The organism is Granulicella paludicola (genome assembly GCF_025685545.1).
Taxonomy (GTDB): domain Bacteria; phylum Acidobacteriota; class Terriglobia; order Terriglobales; family Acidobacteriaceae; genus Granulicella; species Granulicella paludicola.
In genome coordinates this window covers 718130-731798 of the sequence record NZ_JAGSYC010000026.1, presented here as the reverse complement: position 1 = coordinate 731798, position 13669 = coordinate 718130, and the positions used below count along the sequence as shown (strand labels likewise).

At 60.5% G+C, this 13669-nt stretch carries 13 protein-coding genes; 9 read left to right on the top strand and 4 right to left on the bottom strand.

Going from position 1 to position 13669, the window contains the following annotated elements; all coding sequences use genetic code 11:
- The first annotated feature begins 30 nt into the window (after positions 1 to 30).
- Together OHL14_RS18695 and OHL14_RS18690 are read left to right on the top strand one after the other, a co-directional pair.
- Positions 31 to 357 carry a CsbD family protein gene (locus tag OHL14_RS18695; RefSeq protein WP_263380897.1) on the top strand — a complete coding sequence of 109 codons (327 nt, stop codon included), beginning with the start codon at positions 31 to 33 and terminating at the stop codon, positions 355 to 357.
- 45 nt (positions 358 to 402) lie between these two features.
- The gene (locus OHL14_RS18690) at positions 403 to 2169 is read left to right on the top strand and encodes a glycoside hydrolase family 13 protein (protein WP_263380896.1); all 1767 of its coding nucleotides are present in this window, start codon (positions 403 to 405) and stop codon (positions 2167 to 2169) included.
- 34 nt (positions 2170 to 2203) lie between these two features.
- Here OHL14_RS18690 and OHL14_RS18685 read toward each other — a convergent pair whose 3' ends face one another.
- Together OHL14_RS18685 and OHL14_RS18680 are read right to left on the bottom strand one after the other, a co-directional pair.
- Positions 2204 to 3919, bottom strand: a complete 1716-nt coding sequence (locus tag OHL14_RS18685; RefSeq protein ID WP_263380895.1) for an NAD-dependent malic enzyme — start codon at positions 3917 to 3919, stop codon at positions 2204 to 2206.
- A 54-nt stretch (positions 3920 to 3973) separates the two neighbouring features.
- The gene (locus OHL14_RS18680) at positions 3974 to 4930 is read right to left on the bottom strand and encodes an alpha/beta fold hydrolase (protein WP_263380894.1); all 957 of its coding nucleotides are present in this window, start codon (positions 4928 to 4930) and stop codon (positions 3974 to 3976) included.
- A 134-nt stretch (positions 4931 to 5064) separates the two neighbouring features.
- Here OHL14_RS18680 and OHL14_RS18675 point away from each other — a divergent pair, with 134 nt between their 5' ends.
- Genes OHL14_RS18675 through OHL14_RS18660 form a run of 4 tightly spaced genes read left to right on the top strand, consistent with a single transcriptional unit; the run spans position 5065 to position 7952 of the window.
- Entirely contained in the window at positions 5065 to 5625 is a 561-nt protein-coding gene (locus OHL14_RS18675; protein ID WP_263380893.1) for a CGNR zinc finger domain-containing protein, read from the top strand.
- A gap of 46 nt (positions 5626 to 5671) precedes the next feature.
- Positions 5672 to 6172: a heme-degrading domain-containing protein gene (locus OHL14_RS18670; RefSeq protein WP_263380892.1), complete on the top strand. Its 501-nt coding sequence runs from the start codon at positions 5672 to 5674 to the stop codon at positions 6170 to 6172.
- Positions 6173 to 6209: 37 nt separating this feature from the next.
- Entirely contained in the window at positions 6210 to 7460 is a 1251-nt protein-coding gene (locus OHL14_RS18665; RefSeq protein ID WP_263380891.1) for a class I SAM-dependent rRNA methyltransferase, read from the top strand.
- 54 nt (positions 7461 to 7514) lie between these two features.
- Positions 7515 to 7952, top strand: coding sequence for a DUF2147 domain-containing protein (locus OHL14_RS18660; protein WP_263381155.1), 438 nt, complete (start codon positions 7515 to 7517; stop codon positions 7950 to 7952).
- 10 nt (positions 7953 to 7962) lie between these two features.
- Here the strand turns inward: OHL14_RS18660 and OHL14_RS18655 are convergent, their stop codons facing one another.
- Both OHL14_RS18655 and OHL14_RS18650 read right to left on the bottom strand, forming a co-directional pair.
- Positions 7963 to 9105: an alpha/beta hydrolase family protein gene (locus OHL14_RS18655; RefSeq protein WP_263380890.1), complete on the bottom strand. Its 1143-nt coding sequence runs from the start codon at positions 9103 to 9105 to the stop codon at positions 7963 to 7965.
- A gap of 10 nt (positions 9106 to 9115) precedes the next feature.
- Positions 9116 to 10591: a deoxyribodipyrimidine photo-lyase gene (locus OHL14_RS18650; RefSeq protein WP_263380889.1), complete on the bottom strand. Its 1476-nt coding sequence runs from the start codon at positions 10589 to 10591 to the stop codon at positions 9116 to 9118.
- A gap of 72 nt (positions 10592 to 10663) precedes the next feature.
- On the opposite strand from OHL14_RS18650, the gene OHL14_RS18645 reads away from it, so the two are divergent.
- From OHL14_RS18645 to rpoD, 3 genes are all read left to right on the top strand, one after another.
- Positions 10664 to 11275, top strand: a complete 612-nt coding sequence (locus OHL14_RS18645; protein WP_263380888.1) for a GNAT family N-acetyltransferase — start codon at positions 10664 to 10666, stop codon at positions 11273 to 11275.
- 24 nt (positions 11276 to 11299) lie between these two features.
- Positions 11300 to 11590: a hypothetical protein gene (locus OHL14_RS18640; RefSeq protein ID WP_263380887.1), complete on the top strand. Its 291-nt coding sequence runs from the start codon at positions 11300 to 11302 to the stop codon at positions 11588 to 11590.
- Positions 11591 to 11927: 337 nt separating this feature from the next.
- Positions 11928 to 13643, top strand: a complete 1716-nt coding sequence (gene rpoD / locus OHL14_RS18635; RefSeq protein ID WP_263380886.1) for an RNA polymerase sigma factor RpoD — start codon at positions 11928 to 11930, stop codon at positions 13641 to 13643.
- The last annotated feature ends 26 nt before the right edge of the window (positions 13644 to 13669 follow it).

Below are 13669 nucleotides of genomic sequence, written 5' to 3'. Positions count from 1 at the left end.
GTGCATCTCAAACAGCTGGAGACAACTTTTATGAAGCTTCCCTGGATTCTTGCTATCGCCTCCGGCGCTGCCGTCGCCGCTTACATCGTCCTGAATACGCCCGGCCCCGAATACGCCACCGGCAATGACACCCTCGAAGACGCAGCCCGCGGCACCGCCCGCTGGGGTGTAGACAAGCGCGTCAGCAGTATCGGCGATACGATCTCCGGCAAGGTGAAGCAGACCGCTGGCAAGCTCACCGGCGATCAGGACCTACATGATGATGGCGTTGTCGATGAGGCTACCGGCTTCGTGAAGGACGCGGCAGGTAAAGTGGCTCAGGCTGCGGGTCAGGCCATTCACGACCTCAATCGCTAAGAGACATTTCACCATTCATGCGAGCGAGATGTACCATCGGCAGCGATGAAAACTCTTGCTGCCGCCGTACTCTCGCTCGCATCTGCTTTACCCCTTCTTTGCCACGCTCAGACCGTGACTGCACCCACCACCCTTATCAACGGCTATCGCACCGCCTGGTGGAAGGACGCTGTCGTTTATCAGGTCTATCCCCGTTCCTTTAATGATTCCAACGGCGACGGTGTCGGCGACCTCAACGGGATCACTGCCAAGCTCGACTATCTGCAGCAGCTGGGGATCAACGTTGTCTGGCTGTCTCCGCATTATGACTCGCCCAACGCCGACAACGGCTACGACATTCGTGACTATCGCAAGGTAATGAAAGAGTTCGGCACTATGGCCGACTTCGACCGCCTGCTCGCCGGTATCCACAAGCGCCACATGCGCCTCATCATCGACCTTGTGGTGAACCATACCTCTGACGAGCATGAGTGGTTCAAGCAATCACGCCTCTCCAAGGACAACCCCCATCGCGACTTCTACTTCTGGCGCGATGGCAAGCCGAATCCCGCCGACCCTTCCCATCCGCTCCCACCGAACAACTGGCCCAGCTTCTTCTCCGGCTCGGCGTGGCAGCTCGATCCCACCACTAACCAGTTTTATTTGCATCTGTTCGCCGCCAAGCAGCCTGACCTGAACTGGGATAATCCGAAGGTCCGCCAGGAGGTTTATTCGCTTATGCGCTTCTGGCTCGACAAGGGTGTCGATGGCTTCCGCATGGATGTGATCCCACTTATTTCCAAGCCCGTCGGCCTTCCCGACCTGCCCCTCGATCAGAACTACGTGCCTACCCTAGCCAACGGCCCGCACCGCGATGAGTACCTGCAGGAGATGAATCGCGAGGCCCTCTCAAAGTACGACACCATGACCGTGGGCGAAGCTTTAGGGATAGATCTCGCCGGAACCCCGAAGATCGTAGATGAACGCCGACATGAGCTCAACATGATCTTCAACTTCGATGCTGTCCGCATCAACCGCGACGGGCACGAATACAAGACGTGGACGCTGCCTGCGTTCAAAGCCATCTACGCCGACCACGCGAAGGCGCTGGACGCCCATAGCTGGGACACGGTGTTCCTCTCAAACCACGACAACCCGCGCCTCGTCTCCAGCTTCGGCGACGACTCACCCCAGTTCCGCGTTCCCTCCGCCAAGCTCATAGCCACACTGCTGCTCACCATGCGCGGAACGCCGTTTCTTTATCAAGGCGACGAACTCGGTATGACCAACTACCCCTTCACCGACATCAGCCAATTCGACGACATCGAAGTGAAGAACGCGTATAAGGCCGATGTACTAACTGGCCATGTTCCTGTTGACTCTTTCATCAAGAACCTGCGGCACACCAGCCGCGACAATGCGCGTACGCCGATGCAGTGGAACGCCTCCGCGAATGCGGGCTTCACGACGGCAGCGAAGCCATGGCTCGCTGTGAACCCGAACTACGTGGAGATCAACGCCGCACAAGAACTCGCCGACAAAAACTCGATTTACCACTACACGCAGCAGATGATTGCTCTGCGCCATAAGTCTCCGGCGCTGGTCTATGGTGATTACAAAGACTTGGACCCCGCGCACGCGCAGGTCTTCGCCTATACGCGCACACTGAACAACGACCATTATCTTGTCGTACTCAATATGTCGAAGACGCCTGTGACGTACACGTTGCCGATGGCGAGCGGAAGGCTTCTGCTGGCAAACAGTGTAACCACCGAGGCGGACACGACGACGCTACACCTGGCCGCGTGGGAGGCCCGCGTCTACAAGTATTGAGAGAAGCGGGCGCGTGGAGAGCGGGTGCTTCGCCCTAACGACGTTTATAGGGACGATATATCGGCTCCCACACGCTTGCTCTTAAGGCTTCCACAAAGCTTTCGCCCTTTACGGCAGCGAGCCCTTCCAGTGCCGCCTGGCGCCCCACTGCCACCGCCACACTGGTTGAAACCTTCCGCAACGACTCCAGCGGCGGTAACAGACCCCCCGCGCTATCCGTGCGGGTCGGCGACAGACGAGCGAGCGCCTCGGCAGCAGCCATCATCATGCCGTCGCTTACCCGCCTGGCCTTGGAGCACACGATGCCGAGCGCGAGTCCCGGGAAGATGTAGGAGTTATTCGTCTGCGCGATCCGCATCTCGCGCCCTGCGAATTTCACGGGGGGGAAAGGGCTGCCCGTACCCACAATCGCCCGGCCTTCGCTCCAACGGATCAAGTCGTCTGGCGCAGCTTCGCACTTACTTGTCGGGTTCGACAGTGGCAGAATCGCAGGCCGCGACACTCCACCAGCCATCGCCCGCACCACATCCTCACTGAACGCTCCCGGCTGCCCCGAAACCCCCAGCAGCACGGTCGGTTTGACACGCTGCACTACCTCCAGCAGACTGATACGTCCGTCGCCATCGCGGACCCAGCCCTCCACCTCGGCCTGGGTTCGCGTATACGCTCCCTGCTCCGGCCGAACTCCCTGCGCCCACTCCACCAGCAGACCATCTTTATCGACAGCCCAGAAGCAGCGTCGCGCCTCGACCTCGTTCAACCCCGCCTTCATCAGCGCCTGCGTCAGCAGTGCCGCAATACCAAGCCCAGCCGAGCCGAATCCAAACACCACAAAGCGTTGCTGCGGCAAGGGCACGCCGGTGACATTCACCGCTGCCAGCACGGTCGCGACCGCCACCGCTGCCGTGCCCTGAATATCGTCATTAAAACTCGGCAGCGTGTCGCGATATCGACCCAGCAGCTTTGCCGCGTTCGCTCCAGCAAAGTCTTCCCACTGCAGCAGCACATGCGGCCAACGACGCTTCACCACCTTTACGAAACGGTCAACGAAAGCGTCATACTCCGCGCCACGGACGCGGCGCTCCTTCCAACCGAGGTACAGCGGGTCGGTGATGCGGTCGATGTTGTCCGTACCTACATCCAGAAATACCGGCAGGCACTGCAGCGGATGAATCCCCGCCAGTGCGGTATAAAGCGCCAGCTTGCCGATCGGGATACCCATGCCGCCCGCGCCCTGATCGCCGAGACCAAGAATGCGCTCGCCGTCCGACACTACGATACAGCGCACGCCGTCGTAGCGCGGATGGCCCAGGATGCGCTCGATGCGGTCCATGTTCGGATAGCTCAGGAACACGCCGCGCGGCTTCCGCCAGATCTCCGAAAACCGCTCGCAGCCAACGCCCACTGAGGGCGTGTAGACCACCGGCAGCATCTCTGCCACGTTCTGCGTAATCAGCGCATAGAAAAGCGTCTCGTTCACGTCCTGCAGATCGCGCATAAACGTGTAGCGAGCAAACTGTGCTTCCGTGCTTTGGTCATCTGCCGGCGCAATGGCATGGAACGCCTTCAACCGTCGCGCCACCTGCTGCTCGAGTGTCCCTACCTGTGGAGGCAGCAGCCCGTGGAGACTAAAGGCATCGCGCTCGCTCTCAGGGAACGCCGTGCCTTTGTTGAAGATCGGCGTACCCAACAGGCCAAGCCCCGTCAATGACGTCTCAACAACATCCGGATTCGCTTTCGTCCGCGCCATCCGTCCATTTTACCTACTACGGCTGTGCGAGCACCTCGCACAGCCGTATCACCCTTACTTCAGAAACCGCCGCATCGCCTCCGCAATCTCCACAACATGCGTCTCCGTCGCAAAGTGCCCAGTATCCAGAAATTGCACGGTCGCCTTCGGATTATCGCGCTGGAACGCCTTCGCTCCCGCTGGAATAAAGAAAGGGTCATGCTCACCCCAGATCGCCAGGGTAGGCGGCTGATGCTTGCGGAAGTACTGCTGGAACTCTGGATACAGCTTCACGTTATTCGCATAATCAAGGAACAGGTCTAGCTGGATTTCCATGTTTCCCGGGCGCTGGATCATCGCCGCATCGAGCGTGTAGCCTTCCGGCGCAATCCGCTCCGGACGCGGCACGCCGTAAACGTATTGCTCCTTCAACCCCTCACCGCTCAAGGCCTGCCGCACGATCTCACGATTCGCCGATGTCGGTTCCTGCCAATATTTTTGAATCGGTGCCCACGCGCCCCCCAGACCCTCTTCGTACGCGTTGCCGTTCTGCGATACGATCGCCGTCACTCGCTCCGGGTGCGCCATCGCCAGTCGCAACCCTGTCGGCGCGCCGTAGTCGAACACATACAGCGCATACTGCTTCAACTGCAGCACCTCCGTAAATGCCTCTATCGTCTTTGCGAGGGCATCGAACGTGTACCGATAGCCACGTTCCGTCGGCACCTCCGTAAAACCAAATCCCGGCAGGTCCGGAGCAATCACGCGAAACTTGTCAGCAAGTCGCGGCATCAGTTCTCGGTACATAAACGACGACGTCGGGAACCCGTGTAATAGCAGGATCACCGGCGCCTCCACTGGCCCAGCCTCCCGATAGAACACTGTCACGCCATCCGCCTTCACGCGCTTCACGACGACATGCGGCACGGTCGTCCGACTCACGCCATCCGCCTCTTGAGCTTTCGCCTTTGCATCCAGCGCAGCCGCGGCCGCCAACCCTGTACCCTGCTCTAAAAAGCTTCTGCGTGTCATACCGTCATCTCCTGTGGAGGCGCTTTGATCTGCGACACCTTGAAAATTACTCTTCTGCAGTTACAGATGTCTATGTAACCGGCAAAAATTCGTTTCTTCGGTATAATTATCTGGTCTGCCCTTGAGGACTCACCATGGAACCGATCTTCCTTGCCGATCATCCCGCCTTAGACCTGCTCAACACTACGTCTAGGATTGGTGGCCAACTCGTCGATCAACTGCAGTCTGACGCCGATGTTCTTCGCTGGCTGGCTCTTGCTGACATTCCTGTTCCGGCCCGGGCTCCCAGTCCCGCCGGCTCACTCCTCGCCGATACGCGTCTGCTTCGCGAGACGCTCCGCACGCTCGTCGAAAAACGCAAGGCCCACAAGCACGGCAATCCCGACCTCCTCAACGAATTCCTGGCTCGCTCCAAGAGCCATCCGCATCTCGTCTGGGACAAGGCTTCCGAGCCGCGCCTCGAACACCGTCGCAAGCAGGAAACGCCACGCCAGATCCTCGGACCGCTCGCCAACGCCGCCGCTGAACTCCTTGTCGACGGCGACTTCAACCTCATCCGCACCTGTGAAGACCCTACGTGCGTTCTTTGGTTCTACGACCACACCAAGTCCCACCACCGCCGCTGGTGCAGCATGGCTACCTGCGGCAACCGCCACAAAGTAGCGGCCTATCGTCAGCGCCAAGCCCAGGCCTGAGCTTTTTTCTTCTCTCCTCTACCGCGACTGCTCTACACTCTGCTTCATGTCCAACCCCGCCGCCGACCTCGCCCTCATTACGCAGCAAGAGAACCTTCTGCGTTTTCCTTCCTTCAACGCGGATGTCGCCTGGCAACTTGGTTCGCTGCTGCGCTCGAAACTCACCGCTCTCAACGCGGGCGGCACCGTCGAAGTCGACCTCGCCGGCCACATCCTTTTCACTGCCGTCACGCTCGGGCCCAACGGTCTTGCTACCCCAGGACAGGCCGACTGGGTGCGCCGCAAGCGGAACGTTGTCCGTCGATTCGGCACCAGTAGCTACGCTGTCGGTCGCAAACTCGAGCTCAATAACCAGACGCTTGAAGCCCGACACGGCCTCTTTCTCTCTGACTACGCTACCGATGGCGGCGGTTTTCCGATTGTCATCGCAGGCTCAGGCCTTGTCGGCTCCGTCATCGTCAGCGGTCTTGTGCAGCGCGAGGACCACAGCCTCGCCGTCACCGCTATCTCGGAGCTACTCAACATCCCCGTACCAACACTGCCGTAGCGCGAGCTTCACCGGCCACCGCTACACTGGTAGAGAGATGTCTACCCTTCGCATCACCCTCCGCGCCGCTGACCGCCTTCGTGCGGGCCACCTTTGGATCTATCGCTCCGATGTCGAAAGCAAAACCGACGGCCTGGAAGCCGGATCGCTCGTCACGATAAGCGACCGCCGCGAGCTTCCCCTCGGTACCGCACTTTACTCGAACGCCTCGCAGATTGCTGGACGTCTCGTCTCGCATACGCCTGCGCTCACTCGCGAGCAGTACCTCGCGGACCTGCGCCAGCGGATTGACGCCGCCATCGCTCTGCGCCAAGCCGTCGCACCCAACACCACCGCGCACCGCCTCATCTTTTCCGAGGCCGATAATCTTCCCGGCATCATTGCTGACCGCTACAACGATCTCGTGCTTGCGCAGCTCCTCACACAAGGCACTGCGCAGGATGACGTGCGCAAGGTCCTGGTCGAAGCCCTTCGCGCGGGCCTGGCTCCGAACGGTGAGCCACTGACGATCTGGGAGCGTCCCGACCCTCGCATCCGCGAGCTCGAACAGCTTCCCGCACCTTCAAGTGAACCGCTCTTCGCCAGTAACGAGCTTGCACCCACGACGACCACCTTTACACTCAACGATCTGCATTTCCAGTACGACGCGGCCAGCGGCCAGAAGACCGGCGCCTTCCTCGACCAGCGACTGAACTACGCAGCCGCCGCGCGCATCGTTGCGGCCTCAGGTCGCACGGAGAAAGCTCTCGACATCTGCACGTATCAAGGCGGTTTCGCGCTTCACCTCGCCAAGATCTGTTCCAGCGTGACCGGCGTTGACGCCAGCCGTTCCGCTCTGGAAGCCGCCGACCGCAATCTGCTGCTGAACCCAGAACTCGCCGCTCGCTGCGAGACCGACTGGGTGGAAGCCGACGCGTTCGAATACCTTCGCCACCTGGACGACATCGCCCAGAAATCCAACGCAGAGGCCGACCGATTCGACGCCATCGTGCTCGATCCTCCAGCCTTCGCCAAGAGCAAGCGCGCCACTGAGGGCGCCCTGCGAGGGTATAAAGAGCTCAACCTGCGCGCCATGCGTCTGCTCAACCCCGGCGGAACGCTCATCACCAACTCCTGCTCGCACCATGTCTCGCTCGAGGAGTTCACCGCGATCGTCGCAGCCGCTGCCACCGATGCCGGTCGTCGCGTACAGCTGCTGGAGACGCACGCTGCCGCTCCCGATCACCCAGAGATTCTCACTCTGCCCGAGACACGCTATCTCAAGTGCCTCATTTGCCGCGTCGACTAAATCTCGATTGCCTGACCGATGACCTTCCCGGAAAAAAGCATCCAACCCATCGTGATGAAGCTTTCTAGTCTTTTGGCTCTTCTGTTTGTGGTAACCGCAGCGCATGCGACATCGCCTGTGACCGCGTCCCTGGGCGACTGGCGCACTCCCATCGGAGCCATCGTCCGCATCGAACCGTGTGGCAATGCGGTTTGCCTGCGCGTGGTTAAGCTCTCTCCGAACCCACCGCAGACAGTCGACGTCCACAACCCCGACCCCAGACTGCGCAATCGGCCCGCCTGCAACCTCGTGATCGGCTCCGGCTTCACGCCTGCCGATGACAAGCGCCTCGGCGGCGGCCATCTCTATGACCCGCTTAGTGGCCACACCTATCGTGGCTACATCACCCCCGAAGGCAATCAGCTGAAGCTGCGCGGCTACATTCTCTTCACTCTCTTCGGCCGGACAGAGACCTGGCAACGCATTCCAACGATCCAATCCGGCTGCCACTAAACCTAAGGCCTTAGCGCCATCGCAGTTCGCGATCGAAGAATGTCACCGCCGTTGCCGCTACCCTGGCATGAACCGCGTCCCGCTCAATCCCTGGGGCCTCGGTGCAGTACATTGGCAGCGCGCTCACACCAGCCGGAGTGCAGGTATCTAGAAACGTGTAGTGGCTAACGCCCGGCAGCGTCGTCTCGCGCCCGGCCTTCAGGTTGGCTCGCAGATAATCCGCATTCTCATTCGCAGGCGCGATGCGATCTTCCGTCCCCACCACCATCTCCACCGGCAGGCGAATGGCATGCAAGCTCTCAGGGGTTTCCGTGAATCCTAGCGCAGGAGCAATCGCAAACACCGCCTTTACCCGGGGATCGCGATAGCTCTCCCCCGATCGCGCCAGGCTCTCGCGACTCGTCTTCCTCACGGCTTGGAGAATGTCGTCGACACTACCCATCCCACGCATCTCCGGCACATGGCACACCGCAGCATCGTCGGTCGGCTTCCCCGCTTTGTCTTCGGGATGGGGTCGGCAGCGATCGAAGAACTGCGCAATATCCGTCTGCGCCCCGGCGAGTTCCAGCACCGTGTAGCCGCCCAGCGAGTAACCCGCAGCCGCAATGCGCGTCGAGTCTATCCGCACCCCAAACGTCTCGTCCTTTAGCAACGCGTCGAGCACGTTGGACAAATCCGTCGCCCGCTCCCACCACAGCGCAAAGCCTTCCGGCGTGAGCTTGCCATTCGCGTTATTGCCGGGATGATCGACGGCCACCGCGATATACCCGGCCCGCGCCAGCGCCGTACCCAGCCATGCCATCTGCAAAGCACTGCCGCCTGTTCCATGCGAGATCAGGATCAGCGGCAGACGCTCCAGGTGAGGAGCAAAGTCTGCATGGGGCATCGCGCTGCCGGCAACAAACAGCGGATGCTCCGCATCACCCACAAACTGCTTCGTCTCAATCGCGGTATCGCTCGCCGGATACCAGATCACCGCATCCAGCTCCTGCACAGCGGCACCACGCCAGTTGCGAGCTGCCGCGGGATGAAAGACCCGCGTCACCACACCGACACGAGCATTCGCATCGACGATCCGCAACTTCGGCTTCTTCTCCGCCTGCGCCACGCCCACCAACAACAGCAACACCGCCGCTAACCGGACTCGCTTCATACCCACCAGCTTATCCGAGGTTCTGGACCTGCCGTATGTACGCCTTCGAATCGAACTTCTTCCCTGTGCTTGCGCCGGACATGTAGCGAATCTTGCCGAAGATGGGGCGGTCGAACCATGTCCTGTCGAACTTACCCAGCATGGACCATGCCACCCCCGCGTAACCGCCCGGATCGCGCCCATCCAGCTCGTAGCGATCGTTCAGCCAGATCGCATACTCCATCGCGGTCGCTACATTCGGCGTCCACTCCAGAATCTTTTTGGCCCAGTACATCCGCAGATAGTTGTGCATCCATCCGTAGCGAACCATCTGCATCTGCGCGGCGTTCCATAACTCGTCGTAGGTCTCGCCGTTCTCCAGCTGCTTGCGCGTATAAAGCACCTCGCGCTCGTCCTTTTCATGCTGGGCGATGGTTAGCTTTGCCCAGTTGTCGGCACAGGCAGGCGAGTCGTACTCGGGTTGGTAGCGTACGAAGTTCACTGACAGCTCGCGCCATGCAATCAACTCATTGAAGTAGCTTTCCTTCGCGGCCTTCAGCTTCGGGTGTTTCTTCGCGGCCGCTTCCACTGCCAATGCAATTGTCTGCGGCCCAAGGTGCCCAAAATGAAGATACGGACTCATCTTGCTCGAACCATCGACCTCCGGATGATTGCGGTCGTGGTCGTACCGCTCCAGCAGCATGTCGCAAAAGTGATGCAGCCGCTTCAGCCCGGCATGATGCCCGCCCTTCCACGCCTCAACCGGCGGCACGCTACGGTCAAAGTCTTCCCAGTCCACCGTCATATCCGCGCGGACATCGTCGGCATGCAGGTCCCGGCGCTTCTTCCACGCGACCTCCGCCTTCGGATTGTCGTATGGCACGAGGAACTGCTCCAGTGCACGATACAGCCGAGGCCGCGCCACCGCTGCCGAAAACTGCGCCTTCTCCAGCAGCTTCGACGGTACGATTACATCCGCATCCACCGTCCAGTAAGGCACCTTCAGCGTCTGCGCCATGTGGACGCGCCAACGCTCCGGCTCGCGCATAGGGTTTTCGTCACCAATCACCATCACCGCGCCGACGTCTTCCAGAAACGGCTCCAGCTTCTGGTGCGGATGCTTCCGCATGACAAAGCCCACGCCGCGCTCTTCGCAGTCTTCTTCGATGTCCGGCAGGCCCTGGTTGAGGAACGCGTAGTGTCGTGCGTTCGCATGGATGAAGTTCCGGATCCCGGCGAAGTACGCCACCACTGGCAGACCTAGCGCGTTACCGCACTCAATCGCCTTATCGAGCGCATGGTTGTCACGTCCCCGCTGCGATCGCTGCATCCAGTACACGACGCATTTTCCTTCGACAGGCGCTCCACCTCGTCGCACGGTCACGCGCGGATCATCAGTCAGCAGCTTCAAAGCCTCGGGCACGTTCGGGTCGGCTGCAAACTCCTTACCCACCTTAGCGTACTGCGCGTCCCGTTCCTGTGTCGTCATCTTTTGCTCGTTACTCATAGGCATCTCTACCGTACGCGACCACGCCCTGTCCATGCCGGCTGGCTTACCATCATCAGTAAAGGAAGCTCGATGACGCTCGATCCCACCAAAACAACTCCGACAAAAGTGCCGCCACCCCCTGAGGTTGAACCCGTCACGCTTCGCCCTGCCACCGTAGCGGACGCAGCAGCCCTCGCGCTCATCGGCGCAGCCACCTTCCTCGAAGCCTTTACCTGGATGCTGCCCGGCAGCGACATTGTCGCCCACTGCGCGAAGCACCATACCGCCGCAGCCTATGAAGGCTATCTCGCCAAACCAAACACCCGCGTCACACTCGCCACTGCGGGCTCCTTCGCCGACGATCTTTCCGCGGTCGGCTACACGCTGCTCAGCGATCCCGAACTTCCGACCATCAACATTCTGTCCGGCGACATCGAGCTGAAGCGCATCTATCTCCTATCCCGCTTCCGAGCGGTGCCCGTCATGGGCCACCCGGGCATTCGCCCGGCGCAGGCACTGCTAGATACCGCCATAACCGACGCCCTCGCACTCGGACGTACGCGCCTGCTGCTCGGCGTCAACGACGGCAACCAGCGCGCCCTCAACTTCTACTACCGCAACGGCTTCATCGAGGCCGGAACCCGCACCTTCCAGGTCGGCAGCCTCACCTGCTCCGATCTGATCCTCGCCAAAGCGCTGTAGCGCCTCTCAAACAGAAAGCTGCGCATGAAACTCTCTGCACCCGCCCGTCGCGGCGGCCTTATCGCCTCCAAGGGCCTGTCCCCGACGACCGCACCTGGCTACAAGAACCCCAACGGGCAAACCGTCATACGCGATACCGGCGCCGCCTCCACGACCCGCGACCGCCAGACCATCTACCAGCTACGCTGCGGCAGATGCAGCTTCGATTACGGCTGCAACGGCATGGATATCAAGGCTCGACTCTGCCCCAACTGCCAGTCGGGTGCGCCCGGAGAACCCCTGCGTGAACCCGCCCCGATGCTCAACTTCGGCTGAAATCCTGTCTGGCAGGGTCGATCGTGTTCAAAGTGACACACTTGCATCTTTTCCACGCCAAAACCGTCTAACTGAGTGATAGACTAGTCTCGCTGGAGTTCGTGCGCCTCCGAGTTGCCGAAGACTTCCCTGACAGCCTTGAGCCTGACCACTCAAGCGTCACATGCCTCTTCCGCCTGCGCCCGCGGCCTTGACCGCAACCTCCGTACCCAGCGACCCGAACCAACCAAGGGAGTCCTCTAACCGCCGTCGTCTGCTGACCCGGTATAGACAGGAAACTTCCAAAATATTTTTCTGAGGCGCCGCTATGCGTGCGGCCTCAACCAGGAGCGCCACCGTGGCTGAAGAACTCGACAAGTACGAAGAAGACGTAGACCGGATCATCGACACCGGCAAAGAAAAGGGCTACCTCACCTATGGCGAGGTCAACGACCTGCTGCCCGGCGACATCACCTCGCCTGACGAACTTGATGACCTGATGACCACCATCAACACCCAGGGCATCGACGTTCTCTCCGAGGGCCGTCGCGGCTCCAAGGGTATGGACGAGGACGGCGACAACGAGAGCGGTGAGGACGGCGATGACGTCGAACTGGACCTTTCGCCCGGCACCCTTGAGAAGACCAACGATCCTGTCCGCATGTATCTGCGCGAGATGGGTACCGTACCGCTGCTCACCCGCGAGGGCGAGGTCGAAATCGCCAAGCGCATCGAGCGCGGCCAGCTCCGCGTGATGAAGGCCATCTCGCGTTCGAGCATCGTGATTCGCGAGATCGTCGGCCTGGGTGAAGACCTCAAGCGCGGAGTCCGCAATATCAAGGAAGTCGTCACCTTCGATGAGGAAGAGCTCACCGAAGAGATTCTCGCCGCGCGCGTGAAGGCCACCGTGGCCCGCACCGACGAGATCGTCAAGCACCAGAAGAAGGCAGCTGACTATCTCGCCAAGAGCGAAGACCCGCAGGGCAAAGACGCCAAGCTGAAGGCCAAGTACGCCCGCAAGCACCGCTGGCTTATGGGCCGCGAGAACGTGCTCGTCTCCCGCGTGGTTCGCGAGTTCAAGTACACCAACGGTGAGAAGAAGCGCCTGCTCGACAAGGTCAATAAGACTGTGGACTCGATGCGCACGCTCGAGCGCCAGATCAAGTCGCTTGACGCCAAGTACGAGGCTTCGCGCTCGGAAGAGCTGAAGAAGGAGTACAAGCGCCAGCAGAAGAACTGCCGCGTCGATCTCGAGCGCGTCGAAGCCGATGCCGGTATCTCTCTCGATGATCTCAAGCGGACGCAGCGCGAGATCATCCAGGGCGATATGGACGCCGAGCGCGCCAAGCGCGAGCTCATCGAGGCGAACCTTCGTCTTGTGGTCTCCATCGCGAAGAAGTACACGAACCGCGGTCTGCAGTTCCTGGATCTGATCCAGGAAGGCAACATCGGCCTGATGAAGGCCGTGGACAAGTTCGAGTACCGTCGTGGCTACAAGTTCTCGACCTACGCTACCTGGTGGATTCGTCAGGCCATCACACGCGCGATCGCCGATCAGGCCCGCACCATCCGTATCCCGGTGCACATGATCGAGACGATCAACAAGCTCATCCGTACCTCGCGTCAGCTGGTGCAAGAGCTTGGTCGCGAGGCATCGTCGGAAGAGATCGCCAAACGCATGGATATCCCCGTCGCAAAGGTCCGCAAGGTCCTCAAGATCGCGCAGGAGCCCATCTCGCTCGAAACGCCGATTGGTGAAGAGGAGGATTCGCACCTTGGCGATTTCATCGAAGACCGCATGGCTGTCAGCCCGAGCGACGCCGTGATCTCGGTAAACCTGAAGGAGTACACCTCGCAGGTGCTGCGTACCCTGACCCCACGCGAAGAGCGTGTGATCAAGATGCGCTTCGGCCTCGAAGACGGCTCCGAGCACACGCTCGAAGAGGTCGGCCAGTCCTTCCAGGTTACCCGCGAGCGCATCCGCCAGATAGAAGCCAAGGCTCTTCGGAAGCTCCGTCACCCGAGCCGCAGCCGCAAGCTGAAGGCCTTTGTCGACGGCGTCAAGGAAATCTAAAGACAGACAAAAGAGGAGAGGGGGTA